The organism is Kurthia populi, from assembly GCF_042686175.1.
Taxonomy (GTDB): domain Bacteria; phylum Bacillota; class Bacilli; order Bacillales_A; family Planococcaceae; genus Kurthia; species Kurthia populi.
Window position 1 is genome coordinate 36,161 of record NZ_JBHUOR010000137.1, and the last position, 16,675, is coordinate 52,835.

The following is a 16,675-nucleotide window of genomic DNA, read 5'->3' on the forward strand; positions in this document are numbered from 1 at the left end:
GCTCTGGGGCTACCTTCAAGCATCTACTCGAGGAACTTTCACCAACCGTTCCCTCTCTAAACAAGTAGGAGTGCTCTAATCCTCCCCTTCATCGCATTGTATTTAGCTTCAACTCATTGTATCTAATTTATTTCCCTTTTTCAAGTATTTCTGTTATGTTGGAATCAAGAGGTGATAAGCATGAAACGATTTATTCATCATATTTGTATTCAGACAAATGATTATGCAGCATCGAAAAATTTCTATGAGACACTCGGCTTCACGCTTGCCAAGGAATCGCAGGGCTTTCATTCGCGCGATTATAATAGCTGGTTGAAGATGGACCACTTTTATATCGAGCTACAAACAGCAAAGCAAGGTGAGTTACTTCGTGATTTTTCGAAGCATTCTGCCGGACCTGTGCACTTCTGTCTCTATATCGAAGACTTACAAAAAGAAGTGGCTCGCTTACAAGTGCTCGGACTACCATTTGCGAAAAAGAACGGTCAAGTACTCTATGACGTTGAAGGTAGCCATCTAGCAAAAGTTGTTGCCCCAGAAGGAACAATTATTGAATTACGTGATTCATTTTAAATAAAAGAGGACTCCGTACAAATTGTACGAAGTCCTCTTTTTTCGTCTTAGCGACGTAATTGTTTAAATACTTTTTGGAATGCAGCAACCGTTTGGTCAATATGCGCTTCTGTATGAGCTGTTGACATGAAAACCCCTTCAAATTGTGATGGTGGAAGGAATACGCCTTCTTGTGCCATTAAGCCGTAGTATTCAGCGAATAAATCAAGATCCGCTGTTTTTGCTGTATCAAAGTTAATAACTTGTTCATTTGTTAAGAAGTAACCAATCATTGAGCCTGCGCGGTTTACAGTGTGCGGAATATTGTATGTTTCTGCCGCTTCACGGAAACCTTGCTCTAAACGGTCGCCTAATTTTTCAAAGTAAGCATAGGATTCAGGTGTTAGGTGATTAATTGTTTCTAAACCAGCTGTCATCGCTAATGGATTCCCTGACAAAGTACCTGCTTGGTAAACTGGACCTGCTGGCGCAATTTGCTCCATAATGTCACGACGGCCACCGAACGCACCAACTGGTAGACCACCACCGATTACTTTGCCTAAACAAGTAAGGTCTGGTGTCACACCGTAGTAACCTTGCGCTGAGTTAAAGCCTACACGGAAGCCTGTCATTACTTCATCAAAGATTAATAATGTGCCCGCTTTCGTTGTAATATCACGTAAACCTTCTAAAAAACCAGGTAGTGGTGGCACACAGCCCATATTCCCTGCTACAGGTTCAACGATAATCGCTGCGATGTCTTCACCGTAATGTTCGAATACTAATTTAACCGATTCTAAATCATTATATGGCACCGTTAATGTATTTTGAGCAATTCCCATTGGTACCCCAGGGCTATCTGGTAAGCCAAGTGTCGCAACACCTGAGCCTGCTTTAATTAATAATGAATCACTGTGACCGTGGTAAGAACCTTCAAATTTCAAGATTTTATCGCGACCTGTGAAACCACGCGCTAGACGAATCGCTGATAAGGTTGCCTCTGTACCAGAGTTCACCATACGCACCATTTCAACAGATGGTACACGTTTGATTACTTTTTTTGCTAATTCATTTTCAACAGCAGTTGATGCACCAAAGCTTGTACCTTGCAACGCAACGTCTTGAATAGCTTTAATAACATTTGGTTCTGCGTGGCCTAAAATAAGCGGGCCCCATGATAATACATAGTCGATATAGTCATTGCCATCAACGTCTGTGATGATAGCGCCTTTACCATGGTCCATAACGATTGGTGCTTGGTTTACAGCTTTAAAAGCACGGACAGGTGAGTTAACGCCACCTGGCATTAAATTAACGGCTTCTTCATAAATAGCTTTTGATTTATCGAACGAACGAGTCATGTTTATTTACCCTCCATAAAACGAATCGCATCTTTTGCATGATACGTAATAATTAAATCAGCGCCTGCGCGTTTCATTCCTAATAATGTTTCAAGTACTACTTGTTTTTCATCAATCCATCCATTTAGCGCAGCTGCTTTAACCATCGCATACTCACCAGATACATTGTACGCAACAACAGGTACATCATAATTATTACGCATATCGCGTACGATATCTAAATAAGCTAATGCGGGTTTAACGATTAAGAAGTCTGCACCCTCTTCAATATCAGATGTTGCTTCACGCATTGCTTCCATACGATTTGCTGGGTCCATTTGATACGTTTTACGGTCACCAAACTGTGGTGCGCCGTCTGCTGCATCGCGGAATGGTCCATAGTAAGCTGAAGCGTATTTTACTGCATAGGACATGATTGGCACATCTTCAAAGCCTGCTGCATCTAAGCCTTCGCGGATTGCTGCAACAAAGCCGTCCATCATATTTGATGGCGCGATAATGTCTGCGCCCGCTTCTGCTTGAGATACCGCTGTTTTTGCTAATAAATCAAGAGATGGGTCATTTAATATTTTTTCATCAGCCGATACAACGCCGCAGTGACCATGAGAGGTGAATTCACATAAGCATGTATCTGCTATAACTAAAACGTTTGGATAATTCTTTTTAATAAAGCGTGTCGCTTCTTGAACGATGCCATGATCGTGATAAGCTTGTGAGCCTGTTTCATCTTTTTCAGCCGGTAAACCGAATAAAATAACAGCTGGAATGCCTAGCGCAACAACTTCATCCATTTCTTCACCTAAGCGGTCAATTGAAAATTGGAACACACCTGGCATTGAAGACACTTCATTTTTAATGTTTTCACCATCTTGAACAAAGATTGGGTAAATGAAATCTTCCTTGTGTAAATGTGTTTCTTGAACCATTTTGCGCAGTACGGCTGTTTGACGTAAGCGACGGTGGCGTTTGAATGTTAATTGTGTCATGTTTAATTCGTTCCTTTCTGTTTGACGAGTTCATCAATTACGGCGCGCATCGTATACGTATGAGGCATGATAATATTCATTTCTCCCGCATTTTCGAGTGCCGTTTTTGTAATATGTCCAATTGCTGCGACATGATAAGGTTTTGATGCTTTATGTGCTTCAAACACCTCGACCGCAGATGGACTGGCAAAAATAATCGTGACTCGCTCCGTTAACAGTTCATTAAGTGCTGGCATATGCCGAGCAGTCTGAACTGTGTCATACACAGTATAGCACTCTACATCACAGTTGAGACCATCGGGGATTGTAGATTTCGCTAAATTACCACGGAAAAACACACATTTCTCCACAATTGCTGGCTGAAATTCCTTAATGAAAACATCTGCGCTATAAATGCTTGGCATAAAATCAATTGTAAAACCGATTGCGCTAAGAGCTGCTGCTGTCTTTTCTCCGACAACAGCTACCTTGCCGTGCCAATGTGCTGCTGTATAGCCGTAACGAATCAATTTTTGCTTAAAAAAACGGACAGCAGACTGACTCGTAAAAATAAGCCACTCTGCATCCATACTTGCAATAAATTTTTCATGATCCTCTGCCGTACGCTCTACAACTTCAATGAGCGGTAGATGTACTGCTTGACCACCGAGTTTTTGAATATACTCAGCAATCGCTTTTGTCACACTTGTCCCCGTGAGTACAAGCGTGTCGCCAGCAAGAGGATTAGTGTTGTTCATTTTGCTCAGCCTTTACGCGTTCAATTAACTCGTAAGCACCTTGCTCTGTTAAAATTTTCGCTACTGCTTTTCCTGCTTCTTCTGCATTTTTAGATGTCGCAGAATCCTCGTAAAACTCAGAAGCATCCGGTGCCGCTACAAGACCTGTAAAATGAATCTCTTCATTTTCATACGTTGCATAGCCAGCGATTGGCACTTGGCAGCCGCCATCCATTGCTGCAAGGAAGGCGCGTTCAGCGTGTGCTGTTTCCCATGTTGCTTTGTCGGTTAATTTCGCAAGCTCTTGTAATAATTCCGTATCATCCCCACGGCACTCAATACCAAGTGAGCCCTGTGCGACTGCTGGAAGACAAATTTCTGGCTCTAAATATTCTGTAACAACATCATTTGACCAGCCTAGACGGTTTAAACCAGAGGCCGCTAAAATAATCGCATCGTACTCTTCTGTTTCAAGCTTTTGTAAACGAGTATCAACATTCCCACGAATCCATTTAATCTTTAAGTCAGGACGTGCTTTTAAAAGCTGTGAACTACGACGTAAGCTTGACGTTCCGACTACCGCTCCTTGTGGTAAGTCTGCGAATTTTACGTGACCGACAGAAATAAATGCATCGCGTGGATCTTCACGTTTTGGAATACAACCAATGACTAAGCCTTCTGGCAATACAGCCGGCATATCTTTCATGCTGTGTACAGCAAAGTCAATTTCTTTGTCGTATAAAGCTTGTTCGATTTCTTTTACGAATAAGCCTTTGCCGCCTACTTTAGATAATTGCACATCTAAAATGCGATCCCCTTTTGTGACAATTTCTTTCACTTCAAATTCAAATGGCACACCTGCTTGTTTCAATTGCTCGATAAACCAATTTGTTTGAGTTAATGCTAATTTACTTCTTCTTGAACCTACGATAATTTTACGCAAAATAATTCAACCTCTCTTAATACCAAAAATGGAATGCTGAAAAACGACTGCCCAGGAAGAAATTGATGAGTATAAATAAAAACGCATACACATTTGCCCACGCATATTTCGTCGCATATAGCTTTCCTTTTTGGTTTCTATAAATAATAATCGAATACATAAATAATGAAATGAAAGAGCCTAGAATTTTAATATCCCAGAACTTCAAATCTGGTAATGCAATATATGCCCACATCATCCCTAAAATCAGACTGATGCCAAGCAATGGAATGCCACAATAAATCGTGTAGCTCATACCGCTCTCTGCCTGCGCTAACGATGGTAAGCGTGAAAATTGTTTTGGCCATTTTTTACTTTTTAATACATTATGCAAAACAATATACAACATCGCAAAAACAAAACCAATTGTAAAAGCACCATATGACATAATCGCAAACATAATATGAATCACAAGTAGTTCTGACACAAGTGTGTCACTTACAGGTGACGGTGCAAGTTCGTTTGGTGCAAATGTATGCACAACCATAAAGCAAAAACCAACGACATTAATTAAAATAACCGGTAAATCTAATTTAAATATACAATGCATCGCAATGGAGATAGCTACAAGCAACCAAGCATAAAAATAAATGCCCTCAAATAACGTCAGTACGGGGAAGCGATGTGTTTCCCAAATATAAAGCGCTAAAAAAGCAGTTTGCAGCAACCACACAATTGAGACACCCCAAAAGGCATAACGGTATAACCGCCTGTTCTTTTTCCAATAATCAATGAAATAAAAGACAAGGCTAATGGCATAGATGATGACCATTATTTCATGTAGCCTTGTCATCGTCATATCCGTCATAAGATCTCCTTCTGCTACTTAACTAAATTGCACAAAAAAGCGCCCTCATATCTACAAGTTTAACATATAGATACGAAAACGCTCGCAAAAAGATTTAATTAAATAGTAAATTTGTTTGGTCAATTGTCGCTTTAACACAGCGTTCTTTTTCCGCTAATTGATGCTTTTCTTTTTCTAGTTCGACAGCCTCTTCAATCCCAAAAATACGCTCGAATAATGCCAATTGCTCTTTTGCATTTGCTTCACCTGCAAGCTCTTTTGCTTGAAGAATTGGTTCTTTCAACAACTGATTGACGATTGATTTTGTATGTTTGCTCAATACTTTACGCTCGCGATCTGTTAAATCAGGCATTTTATTTTCAATGCTCTTCATCGTTTCTTGTTGAATGATATTCGCCTTTGCACGCAATGCTGAAATGACTGGTACAACACCAAGTTGACCAACCCATTCATTAATTTCATCTAGCTCGCCATCAATCATGTTTGTAATTTGCATAGCTGCACGTTCACGCTCTGCTAAGTTCGCCTCTACGATACCATGTAAATCATCAATGTCGTATAAGAAAATATTTTCAAGCTCGCCTACAGTTGGATCGATATCACGTGGTACGGCGATATCTACCATAAATAGCGGTTTACCTTTACGCATACTATCCACAAATTCCATTAACTCACGGTCAATAACATAGCTCGTAGCACCTGTTGAAGTAATTAAAATATCCGCATCTAATAGCGTACATTGTAATTCCTGCATCGATTTCGCTTCACCATGGAACTTTGCTGCAAGTGATTCTGCTTTTTCAAATGTACGGTTAATAACCGTTACTTGACCGACACCACTGCCATATAAGTTTTCCATCGCAAGCTCGCCCATTTTACCAGCGCCTAAAATCGCGATATGTTTTTTCTTTAATGAACCGAAGATTTTTTTTGCAAGCTCTACTGCTGCATACGATACAGACACAGCATTTTCACCAATGCTTGTTTCGTCATGCGCTTTCTTCGCAAATGTCACGCTCTGTTTGAAGACATGATTAAAAATCGTACCTGTTGTACCAATTTGTTGCGCTTCTAAAAAGCTGCTTTTTACTTGGCCTAAAATTTGTGTTTCGCCAAGTACCATCGAATCAATTCCCGCTGTCACTTTAAATAAATGATTTAGCGATGCATCGTCTTCGCGAATATATAAATGTGGTTCGAAGCTTTCCACTGGCATACGGAACCACGTAGCTAAAAATTGCTTCACAAAATGGCGACCTGTATGTACTTGGTCGACAACTGCATAGATTTCTGTGCGATTGCATGTCGATACGATTACGTTTTCTAAAATGCTTTTTTGTCCTTGTAATGCTCTCATCGCATCCGCTAACGTACCATCAGCAAACGAAAATTTTTCACGGATTTCGACGGGAGCTGTTTTATAGTTCAAGCCTACTACTAGGGTATGCATGAATAATACACCTCTCACGTTCAAATTAACTTCTCTATTATAGCATAGTCCATCTTGAGAAACTGCTTCTTTTTTTATGTCCTATGTGCATTGTTCTATTGTTTAATTATAATTATTCTAATTAAGAATATACTCGTTATCACCTAAAATTTCAACCTTATTGTCTTGAAATGAAGGGAACTTCACGAAGCCGTCACAATTATACCTCTCTTCCCTTCACTTCCCAATTCCACTTTCAAAAAACATTTGACAACAAAAAAGCAGGATGCATCCTTATTGGATACCCCTGCTCTTTGTTACTTTTTCATATTTGTTGTATCTAAATCAACATCTTCTAAATCTTCACCTAGATATTTTTCAATTTCTTCCCATGCTTGGTCATACCCTTTACCTGTTTCAGAAGAGAATAAGATAATTGGGTCACGTGGGTCCATATCAAGTACTTCTTTGATCACTTTTTTATTGTGTTCCCATTTCCCTTTTTTCACTTTATCCGCTTTTGTGGCAATGATAATTGTTGGGATTTCATAATGTTTTAAGAAATCATACATCATACAGTCATCATCTGTTGGTTCATGGCGCAAGTCAATGATTTGCACAACGGCTTTTAATTGACGACGCGCTGTTAAATACGTCTCAATCATTTTACCCCATGCTTCACGCTCGCTTTTTGATACTTTCGCATAGCCATATCCTGGTACATCGACAAAAAATAATTGCTCTTCGATTTTATAGAAATTAAGCGTTTGCGTTTTACCAGGTTTCGCTGAAATACGCGCCAATGCTTTACGACCAATCATGCGGTTAATAAATGAAGATTTCCCTACATTTGAACGTCCTGCTAGCGCAAATTCTGGGTAGCCTTCCTCTGGGTACTGCTCAGGTCGAACCGCACTCATTATCATATCTACATTATGGACTTTCATTTAATTGTTTCCTCCGTCTAAAGCGATTGCTAGTACGTCCTCCACGTTCGATACGGCGTGGAATGTTAATTCATCACGCACGCTTTGTGGAATATCGTCTAAATCGCGTTCGTTTTGTTTTGGAATAATAATCGTTGTTAAACCAGCGCGGTGTGCACTTAACGATTTTTCCTTTAAGCCACCAATTGGTAGCACGCGACCGCGAAGTGTTACTTCCCCGGTCATACCAACTTCCTTACGAATCGGTGTGTTTGTGATAGCAGATGTTAATGCTGTTACCATCGTCACCCCAGCAGATGGACCATCTTTTGGTACGGCACCTTCTGGAACGTGAATATGCACATCATGCTTCGCAAAGAAATCGTCGGCAATATCATACTTTTCTTGTTGTGAACGCACATACGATAACGCCGTTTGTGCAGACTCTTTCATAACGTCGCCAAGTTTCCCTGTTAACTGAATTTTCCCTGCTCCTGGTGAAATCGACACTTCAATTTGAAGCGTATCGCCACCAGCTGTTGTATACGCAAGACCTGTTGCAACACCAACAAGGTTTTCTTCGTTCGCTTGTCCGTAATGGAAACGGTGCTTTCCGAGTATATCCTCTAATGTTTTCGCTGTAAAGACGACTTTTTTCTTATCGCCGCGCACAATGGTACCTGCTGCCTTACGACAAAGCGTTGCAATGACGCGGTTCAAGCCCCTTACACCTGCCTCGCGTGTATAATAACGAATTAAATCTTTTAACACATCTTCTTTTACTTGGACTTGTGATTTTGTTAAACCATGGTCCTCGATTTGACGAGGTGTTAAATGATTTTTCGCAATCGCCAATTTTTCAAGCTCCGTATAGCCAGCAATTTGAATGATTTCCATACGGTCACGTAAAGGACCAGGAATGCCACCTAAATCATTTGCTGTCGCAACGAATAACACATTTGATAAATTGTATGGTTCTTCAATGAAGTGATCACTAAATGTACCATTTTGCTCGGGATCTAATACTTCAAGCATTGCCGCCGCAGGATCGCCGCGGAAGTCATTCGCCATTTTATCAATTTCATCTAATAAGAAGACAGGATTTGTTGTGCCAGCTTTTTTCATACCTTGAATAATACGTCCCGGCATCGCGCCTACATACGTACGGCGATGACCACGAATTTCAGATTCATCACGTACACCACCTAGTGACATGCGGACAAATTCACGATTTAATGATTTTGCAATTGATTGTGCTAGTGATGTTTTACCAACACCGGGTGGACCAACTAAGCATAGAATCGGGCCTTTTAAGGAGCCTTTTAATTGCTGTACCGCTAAGAATTCTAAAATACGCTCTTTTACTTTTTCAAGACCTTCATGATCTTTATTCAAAATTTGCTCCGCTTTTTTCAGGTTGTGGCGGTCTTTCGTTGCTTTTGACCACGGAATTGCAACCATCCAATCTAAATAATTTCGGATAACACTGCTCTCTGCAGCTTGGACAGGAACCGCCTCATAGCGTGCTAGTTCCTTTAAAACCACTTTCAAAGTTTCGTCTGGCATACCCGCATTAAGAATTTTTTCGCGTAATGCTTCACTATCTTTTTGTTTGCCGTCTTTATCGCCAAGTTCTTTTTGAATTGCCTTCATTTGCTCACGTAGATAAAACTCTTTTTGTGTTTTTTCCATCGCGCGCTTCACCGTACTATTAATCCGTTTTTCAACAACTAAAATTTCTTGCTCATTTTGCAAACGATTCATTAACGTCTCTAAGCGTTCACGCACATCTGCAATACGTAAAATCTCTTGTTTCGCCTTCATTTTCAATGGTAATTGTGTCGCGATGTAATCGGCTAAATGGCCCGGCTCATCAATCTCTTGTGCATGATCGATTAAATCTGGAGACATACGACCGTTCATTTTCACATAACGAGAAAATTGATCGGTTACAAGACGCATAAAAGATTCGACTAATACATCTACTTGTGCGTCATCTTCAAAAGCTTCGACATTTACAAAAGTTGCGCTATTCTCTTCAATCATTTCTGTGACAGAAGCACGGTACTTTGCCTCAACGATTAAACGCATTGAATCATTGGGCAATTTTACGAGTTGCTTCACGTATGCAACAACGCCCATCGCGTAAAAATCTTCGCGTGTTGGGTTTTCAGTAGCTGCTTGCTTTTGCGTTACTAAAAAAACAAGTTGATCTGCTTTCATTGCATCATCAACAGCAGCCATCGAACGTTCACGACCTACATCAATATGTAAAGACATTTTTGGGAATACAACGAGACCACGTAGCGGAATCATTGGGATATGTTGTGTAACTACCATGCGGGGCCCACCTCCATCATTGCATATTCAATTTACCCGCAAATCGAACTGCATTTTTGTTATATAAACAGAAAAAAAGCTGGCTGCGACCGTTCATTGAGACAATCGAAGCCAGCAAAAGCTGTTAAAGTTTATGCCGATGTTTTTTCATCGTCTTGAACTTCAGTTCCGTCTTCTAAAATAAGTTTCGGACGTGCTTTATCTTGTAGTGTTTCTTTTGTGATAATGCATTTTACAACATCTTCACGAGAAGGTAATTCGAACATGACATCAAGCATCGTATCTTCAATAATTGAACGAAGACCACGAGCACCTGTTTTACGTTCGATTGCTTCTTTGGCGATTTCAAATAACGCTTCTTTTTCAAATACAAGCTCAACACCATCTAACTCAAGCATTTTGACATATTGCTTCGTTAGCGAGTTTTTAGGCTCTGTTAAAATTTGAACAAGCGCTGCCTCGTCAAGTTGTTCAAGACTAGCCAATACTGGTAGACGACCAATAAATTCAGGAATTAAACCGAATTTTAATAAGTCTTCTGGAATCAAGTATTGCATGAACTTATCGTCATCTACTTTTTTCTGTTCAGAACCAAAGCCAATTACTTTTGAACCTAAGCGGCGTTTGATGATTTGTTCAATACCATCAAATGCACCACCAACGATGAATAAAATATTCGTCGTATCAATTTGTAAAAATTCTTGATGTGGATGCTTACGGCCGCCTTGTGGTGGAACGCTTGCTGTTGTACCTTCTAAGATTTTTAGAAGTGCTTGTTGTACACCTTCACCAGAAACATCACGTGTAATGGATGGGTTCTCAGACTTACGTGCGACTTTATCGATTTCATCAATATAGATAATCCCTTTTTGTGCACGTTCAATATCATAATCAGCTGATTGAATTAATTTTAATAAAATATTTTCTACGTCTTCACCAACATACCCAGCTTCAGTTAATGAAGTGGCGTCTGCGATAGCGAACGGTACATCAATAATGCGAGCCAATGTTTGTGCTAATAACGTTTTACCGCTACCTGTTGGTCCGATTAAAACGATGTTTGATTTTGCCAATTCGACATCATCAATTTTACTATTTGAATTAACACGTTTGTAGTGGTTATATACTGCTACAGAAAGGGCTTTTTTCGCACGATCTTGACCGATGACATAATCATCCAAAATGGTACGAATTTCTTGTGGTTTTGGAACATCTTTGATTTCTACTTCTTCTTCTGTGCCTAGTTCTTCTACTACGATTTCAGAGCAAAGATCGATACATTCATCACAAATGTAAACACCAGGACCTGCCACAAGCTTGCGCACTTGTTCTTGCGGTTTCCCACAGAAAGAACATTTTAAATTGCCTGTTTCATCATTAAATTTGAACAATTATTTCACCCCTATTCAAGCCAATGTTACAAGATAGTTACTGTTTTAGCAACTATAATGCCCATGACTCCTCTTTATACGTCTATGTATGACAAAACAAGGTACGGAAAAAAACCGCACCTTGTCTTTGATGTTTATTCTTCTATAGAAGAAAGATTAAGCAATTTTAGCGTTTTCAACTAAGAACTCAACAGTTTTTTGTACTTTTACATCATGCGTGATGATTGAAGTACCACCTAGAGCAGCTGTGATTTGGTCAGCTGTCATTTTGAATTGTTCAGCCATTTTAGCAAGTTCTGCTTCAATGTCAGCTTCAGTAGCTTCGATGCCTTCAGCTTCAGCGATTGCATCTAATACTAATGATACGCTTACGCGTTGTGCAGCTTCTTCTTTACGTTCAGCGCGGAATGAAGCTTCATCAGTACCTGAGATTTGGTAGTAGAAGTCAAGGTTTAAACCTTGCATTTGAAGTTGTTGGTTGAACTCTTGTAACATACGGTTTAATTCAGTTTCAACCATAGCTTCTGGTACGTCGATTGTAGCGTTTGCAGCAGCAGCTTCTACTAAATCGTCACGTAATTTGCCTTCTACAGCTTCTTCTTTTTGTTTAGCAGTAGTTTCTTTTAATTTAGCGCGTAAAGCGTCTAAAGTGTCAACTTCGCTATCGATTTCAGAAGCTAAGTCATCGTTTAATTCTGGAAGTTCTTTAGCTTTGATTTCTTTAACTGTTACTTTGAATACAGCAGGTTTACCAGCTAATTCAGCAGCGTGGTATTCTTCTGGGAAAGTAACTTCTACTTCTTTTTCTTCGCCAGTTTTAGCACCGATTAATTGTTCTTCGAAGCCTGGGATGAATGAGTTAGAACCGATTTCTAAAGCGTAATCTTCGCCTTTACCACCGTCGAATGCTTCGCCATCTTGGAAGCCTTCGAAGTCGATTACAGCAGTGTCACCGTTTTCAACAGCGCCATCTTCTTTTACTACTAATTCAGCAAGACGTTTTTGGTTTTCAACAAGGATTGCTTCAACTTCTTCGTCTGTTACTTCTACAGATTCTTTAGAAACTTCTAAGCCTTTGTAGTCGCCTAGTTTTACTTCAGGAATAACAACAACTTTCGCTGTGAAAGTGAAAGGTTGGTTTTTGCCTAGAGCATCTGGAGCGAAGTCGATTTCTGGTTGATCTACTGGAGAGATACCTGTTTCATCGATTGCTTTTGTGTAGTTAGCTTGTAGTAAGATATCAAGTGCATCTTGGTATAAAGATTCTACGCCGAATTTTTTCTCGAATAATTGGCGAGGCATTTTACCTTTACGGAAGCCTGGTACGTTGATTTGTTTTACTACTTTTTTGAATGCTGCATCTAATGCTGCATTTACTTCTTCAGCTGGCACTTCAACTGTTAATAAACCGTTGTTGCCTTCTTGTTTTTCCCATTTTGCTGACATGTGTATAACCTCCAAAATTAAATTCAAAGAGCTTAAAATTGTGTTTTACCGCTCATTTGATAACTGTTTTAGTATATCATAGTTCCGTTCACTTTCAACTCATTTTCACGCTTCAGGGAGCTCTGAAAATTTTTCGAGTTCTGCAAAAAAGTTTTGCAATTCGGAATTGCTTTGTGCAGGGTGGCCAAACATCTGATGTACATAATCAATATAGCCTTCTACGAGCTCTTCCGCCTCATAGTCAAACCATGCAAACGGATACGTAACAAGCACGTGACGCGCTATTAAATATTGTACCATGTCACACGTTGAAACTTCTTGTTCTAGCTTATTTTCGACAAGTTCTAGTACACGAGCGACAATTTCCATATTTTCAGGCAGTACAAGCGTCGCCGTATTAACAAGTTCTGTGTGACCAAATTTTGATACTTCTACATAAATCGATACTTCTTGCTCTACCAAAATATAAAGCGCAATCGATTGCACCATCGGATGAACATCTTCTGATTCAATAATGTTTTTTAAACGTTTCGCAATCGGACGCACATTCGTTTGTTGCAGTGTACGTAGTAATTGAACTTGTTTTAATAAAGATTGTTCAAAAAAAGCATCGAGTAAATAATTAGATTCATCTAGTTGCTCTTCAACATGCGTTTGCTCTTCTTTGTTACGCTCAGAAGCCGCGATGCGACCATTCAAGGCACGAATATGTTCAAATTGCTCGAATGATTGCGGTGGAATAACATTTTCCGTCATCAATTGTGAAATAATAGCTTCCACATGTTGAAATTCACGTAATTCCATACAAGTTGATAAATAAAGCTCCATCACTTCAATATACATATCTGTACCCATCGCGAATAATTCTTCGCAAATGGCACGGGCTTCTTCAAAACGCTTCACTTCAAATAATGAAAAAGCATAGGCACTGAGTAATTGCTCATCACCCTCTTCATACGCCAACACTTTTTCAAACGCTTCAATAGCTAAGTCATATTGATAATTTTCCGCATAATGATGCGCTTGCGTCTTAAAACGTTCCAGCGTACCTGGAAACATAATAACGTTCTCTTTTGTAATGTATTTTTTCTTTGGCATGCTCGGACGCTCCTTTTGCAAAATCATATCATATTATATTGACTGAAACACTTGATTCCTATGCCATTTCACATACTTTTTCTGCTCTTTTACAAGCATAACTTGTTGTCCCTCATACAAACCAAGTGCATACTGCTCATCCACTAAACGCTCGGATACGAGTAGCTGCCCTTTATCATTCATCGTCACAAGCCCTTCCTTAAACAACATATGATGATTATGACAAAGTACAAGCGCATTATATTTATCAAGTCGCTCTTCTTGTGTACATTTTTCAGGTGCTTTTATAAACGGCACATCTAATAAAGGTGCAAATGCCGCCCCACAAATGGCACAGTTCGTATGCTCTGTTAGTGCATCAAGACGTCGTTGTTGTAAGAATTCATCACGTTGTGCGATAAATGCTGTTTGCCAATCACGGAGTTTTCCTAACAACGACACCGTCAAATTACTTGTTTCCTCTAATAAAGTCGGCTGAATCAATTGATCCTCGACAACAATTCGCAATTGCTTAATTAAATAAAGCGTTAATTCTACATGAATCGGAAATAAATAGCCGCTATTGCCACTACCATCTTGTTGGAATGGCGCATATTTTTCAGGTAACAATGGACGAATGTTTTCAAATAAAGGCGCAATGTCTAGTGGTCGTTCTAAATCAGTATACGTCACCTTTGCCCGGTATTTTTTTTGCCCTGCCTCATCTGTCACAATATGCGTCGGCTCTTTTACAACACTAAGTGCTTTAATTTGCCCTTTCACATAATGCATCACTAAATCCCCCGGCACTAAATCATTCATATATTCCCATGAAAAATTGCGCGCGCCTGATCGGTCAAAAATAGCTGTTTGAAGAAGCGATTGTTTGCGCTCCTCTTCATATGTTTCACCTTGCATGACGATTAACCCGTTCATAACATTCCCTCATTCGTTGATAGTTTCGTTACTTCTAAGTATACACATTCTGACGAGAGAACAAAATGCTTGCAACAAAAGCAAAATAAAAAGCAGAAACCCTCTATATGACGAGGATTCCTGCTTTATTTAGCCTACTACTTTGTTTTCTTAGCTGTGACAACTACATCATCATTAATAATTGTTGTAACAACGGAGTCAATCAAGGCCGTTGAAGATGACCCGCTTGTTAAGACACTCACAATTAGTGGATCCCCGTCTTTTTGGGTCATATAGCCACTTAGTGTGCGTACATTATTAATTGAACCTGTTTTTGCCACAATACGATTGGCCATATCAGCTGTTGTAAAGCGGTAACGTAATGTGCCGCCTACCATACGTTCATCATTTCCTGCGACTGGTAAGCTTGTGTACAATGTTTTATAGTATTTTTCCTTTTGTGCATGGTATAAAAATTTCGTCATTTGATTTGCGGTTACTTTATCTTGATGTGATAAGCCCGAACCATCAATATACGTCCAATTTGCCGCTGACACAGAATGCGCTGTCGCATATGTTTGAATTGCTTTCACGCCGCTTGCATTTGTCCCTTTATTGAATACTTTTTTACCCATTGTTTTTGTTAATGTATCTGCAATCCCATTATTACTTAATTTCATAAATGGCACCATAATCGATTTAAGTGGGACAGATTTATCTGTAATACGTGTAGTCGTACCTTTTTTCGGTGTAACTGCTAATTTATACGCAGGATTTTTTAGTGTAATGCCGGCTTTTGTTAATTCCGTCGTAAAAATTGTCATCGTATGTTTGGATGGATCATCCACTGAAATCCATTTATCGGTTTTTGAACCTTCTGCAATTTTCCCTATTACATATACTTTATTTGTTCCATATTTACGTGAAATTTTAATTGCTGTTGTATCGCCTTTTTTGACGGTCTTTGCTTTATTCACAACTTTTAAGTGACCTTTTGCGCTAAAGGCTACTTTTGGTTCCTTCCCCTCTTTATCGCCCTTCACATAAACAACGACTGTGCCGGTATCATATTCTTTGTTTGGTGATGTTGCGAGTGCAGATACGGGTGCACCGTAATACGTTAATGAATCGGCTTTATTAATGCCTGGCGCTAAATATTTATTATCAAACCAGCTCTCATCACCGTACACATGACCACTAATTTTTTTGATTCCTTTTGCTTTTAATACTTTCGCGAAATGCGTCAAATCTGATTTATGCAGCGTCGGGTCCCCTTGTCCAACTAAATAAATGTCCCCCATTAGTGTGCCATTTTCCTTTAATTTCCCGGTCGTTTTTACCGTTGTTGTAAAGCGATAATTTTCACCTAATGTACTAAGTGCTGCAGAACCTGTTAATAATTTCATATTCGATGCCGTCGACATTAAATTTTTGGCATTATATGTATACAAACTTTTACCCGTTTTTGCATCTCGTACGCTAATACCTGTTGTTAATGTTGAAGCTTCTAATGTTTTATTTAATGTTTTTATTGTCGAATTTGTTAAAATTTCTTTTTGTGTCGTATTAGTTGTTGCCGCCTGTGATTCCATAACGGGACTAAATAGAAATAGCCCTGCTAAAGCACTTGCGAACGATACACGTTTCATTTTATTCACGTCATTCGCCCCTCTCTCGTTTTATTATAGGTGCAAACAATAACAAATTTATATTACTTTTTGATTACAAATTTTAACACCTTTTTTG

The 16,675-nt window shown here is 39.4% G+C and carries 14 protein-coding genes and 1 other annotated feature (1 of these 15 only partly in view); of the genes, 1 reads left to right on the top strand and 13 read right to left on the bottom strand.

Annotated features, from left to right (window positions below; all coding sequences use genetic code 11):
* Positions 1-101, bottom strand: a binding site (T-box leader); it reaches 112 nt to the left of the window's first position.
* A gap of 79 nt (positions 102-180) precedes the next feature.
* Positions 181-573 (top strand): VOC family protein, encoded by a 393-nt coding sequence (locus tag ACFSY7_RS17540; protein WP_126991069.1) that lies wholly within the window; start codon positions 181-183, stop codon positions 571-573.
* 47 nt (positions 574-620) lie between these two features.
* Here the strand turns inward: ACFSY7_RS17540 and hemL are convergent, their stop codons facing one another.
* The 13 genes from hemL to dacB all read right to left on the bottom strand — a co-directional run bounded on the left by hemL (position 621) and on the right by dacB (position 16,578).
* Positions 621-1,913, bottom strand: a complete 1,293-nt coding sequence (hemL, locus tag ACFSY7_RS17545; protein WP_380148918.1) for a glutamate-1-semialdehyde 2,1-aminomutase — start codon at positions 1,911-1,913, stop codon at positions 621-623.
* Positions 1,914-1,915: 2 nt separating this feature from the next.
* Positions 1,916-2,899, bottom strand: coding sequence for a porphobilinogen synthase (hemB, locus tag ACFSY7_RS17550; protein ID WP_380148920.1), 984 nt, complete (start codon positions 2,897-2,899; stop codon positions 1,916-1,918).
* Positions 2,900-2,901: 2 nt separating this feature from the next.
* A complete protein-coding gene (locus ACFSY7_RS17555; protein WP_126991066.1) occupies positions 2,902-3,636 on the bottom strand; it encodes a uroporphyrinogen-III synthase in 735 nt (244 codons plus the stop codon).
* Positions 3,623-4,558: a hydroxymethylbilane synthase gene (gene hemC, locus ACFSY7_RS17560; RefSeq protein ID WP_126991065.1), complete on the bottom strand. Its 936-nt coding sequence runs from the start codon at positions 4,556-4,558 to the stop codon at positions 3,623-3,625. The genes ACFSY7_RS17555 and hemC overlap by 14 nt, the downstream gene beginning before the upstream one ends.
* A gap of 16 nt (positions 4,559-4,574) precedes the next feature.
* Entirely contained in the window at positions 4,575-5,405 is an 831-nt protein-coding gene (locus ACFSY7_RS17565) for a cytochrome C assembly family protein (protein ID WP_139992522.1), read from the bottom strand.
* Between the two features lie 94 nt (positions 5,406-5,499).
* Complete coding sequence (gene hemA, locus ACFSY7_RS17570; RefSeq protein WP_380148923.1) at positions 5,500-6,855, bottom strand: glutamyl-tRNA reductase; 1,356 nt, start codon at positions 6,853-6,855, stop codon at positions 5,500-5,502.
* A gap of 296 nt (positions 6,856-7,151) precedes the next feature.
* Complete coding sequence (yihA, locus tag ACFSY7_RS17575) at positions 7,152-7,781, bottom strand: ribosome biogenesis GTP-binding protein YihA/YsxC (RefSeq protein ID WP_126991062.1); 630 nt, start codon at positions 7,779-7,781, stop codon at positions 7,152-7,154.
* A complete protein-coding gene (gene lon, locus ACFSY7_RS17580; RefSeq protein ID WP_380148925.1) occupies positions 7,782-10,100 on the bottom strand; it encodes an endopeptidase La in 2,319 nt (772 codons plus the stop codon).
* Positions 10,101-10,231: 131 nt separating this feature from the next.
* A complete protein-coding gene (gene clpX / locus ACFSY7_RS17585; RefSeq protein WP_126991060.1) occupies positions 10,232-11,491 on the bottom strand; it encodes an ATP-dependent protease ATP-binding subunit ClpX in 1,260 nt (419 codons plus the stop codon).
* 156 nt (positions 11,492-11,647) lie between these two features.
* Complete coding sequence (gene tig, locus ACFSY7_RS17590) at positions 11,648-12,937, bottom strand: trigger factor (RefSeq protein WP_126991059.1); 1,290 nt, start codon at positions 12,935-12,937, stop codon at positions 11,648-11,650.
* Positions 12,938-13,042: 105 nt separating this feature from the next.
* Complete coding sequence (locus ACFSY7_RS17595) at positions 13,043-14,035, bottom strand: tetratricopeptide repeat protein (protein WP_380148926.1); 993 nt, start codon at positions 14,033-14,035, stop codon at positions 13,043-13,045.
* Positions 14,036-14,068: 33 nt separating this feature from the next.
* A complete protein-coding gene (locus tag ACFSY7_RS17600; protein ID WP_380148927.1) occupies positions 14,069-14,950 on the bottom strand; it encodes an HNH endonuclease in 882 nt (293 codons plus the stop codon).
* A gap of 137 nt (positions 14,951-15,087) precedes the next feature.
* On the bottom strand, positions 15,088-16,578 hold the full coding sequence (gene dacB, locus ACFSY7_RS17605) for a D-alanyl-D-alanine carboxypeptidase/D-alanyl-D-alanine endopeptidase (protein WP_380148944.1): 1,491 nt from the start codon (positions 16,576-16,578) through the stop codon (positions 15,088-15,090).
* Positions 16,579-16,675 lie beyond the last annotated feature (97 nt).

Excerpts from the sequence above, each read along its gene's own strand:
- ACFSY7_RS17600 (WP_380148927.1), bottom strand. The coding sequence starts at position 14,950 with ATGAACGGGTTAATCGTCATGCAAGGTGAAACATATGAAGAGGAGCGC.
- hemB (WP_380148920.1), bottom strand. The coding sequence starts at position 2,899 with ATGACACAATTAACATTCAAACGCCACCGTCGCTTACGTCAAACAGCC.
- yihA (WP_126991062.1), bottom strand. The coding sequence starts at position 7,781 with ATGAAAGTCCATAATGTAGATATGATAATGAGTGCGGTTCGACCTGAG.
- ACFSY7_RS17540 (WP_126991069.1), top strand. The coding sequence starts at position 181 with ATGAAACGATTTATTCATCATATTTGTATTCAGACAAATGATTATGCA.
- ACFSY7_RS17565 (WP_139992522.1), bottom strand. The coding sequence starts at position 5,405 with ATGACGGATATGACGATGACAAGGCTACATGAAATAATGGTCATCATC.
- hemA (WP_380148923.1), bottom strand. The coding sequence starts at position 6,855 with ATGCATACCCTAGTAGTAGGCTTGAACTATAAAACAGCTCCCGTCGAA.
- ACFSY7_RS17595 (WP_380148926.1), bottom strand. The coding sequence starts at position 14,035 with ATGCCAAAGAAAAAATACATTACAAAAGAGAACGTTATTATGTTTCCA.
- lon (WP_380148925.1), bottom strand. The coding sequence starts at position 10,100 with ATGGTAGTTACACAACATATCCCAATGATTCCGCTACGTGGTCTCGTT.
- hemL (WP_380148918.1), bottom strand. The coding sequence starts at position 1,913 with ATGACTCGTTCGTTCGATAAATCAAAAGCTATTTATGAAGAAGCCGTT.
- tig (WP_126991059.1), bottom strand. The coding sequence starts at position 12,937 with ATGTCAGCAAAATGGGAAAAACAAGAAGGCAACAACGGTTTATTAACA.
- ACFSY7_RS17555 (WP_126991066.1), bottom strand. The coding sequence starts at position 3,636 with ATGAACAACACTAATCCTCTTGCTGGCGACACGCTTGTACTCACGGGG.
- dacB (WP_380148944.1), bottom strand. The coding sequence starts at position 16,578 with ATGAAACGTGTATCGTTCGCAAGTGCTTTAGCAGGGCTATTTCTATTT.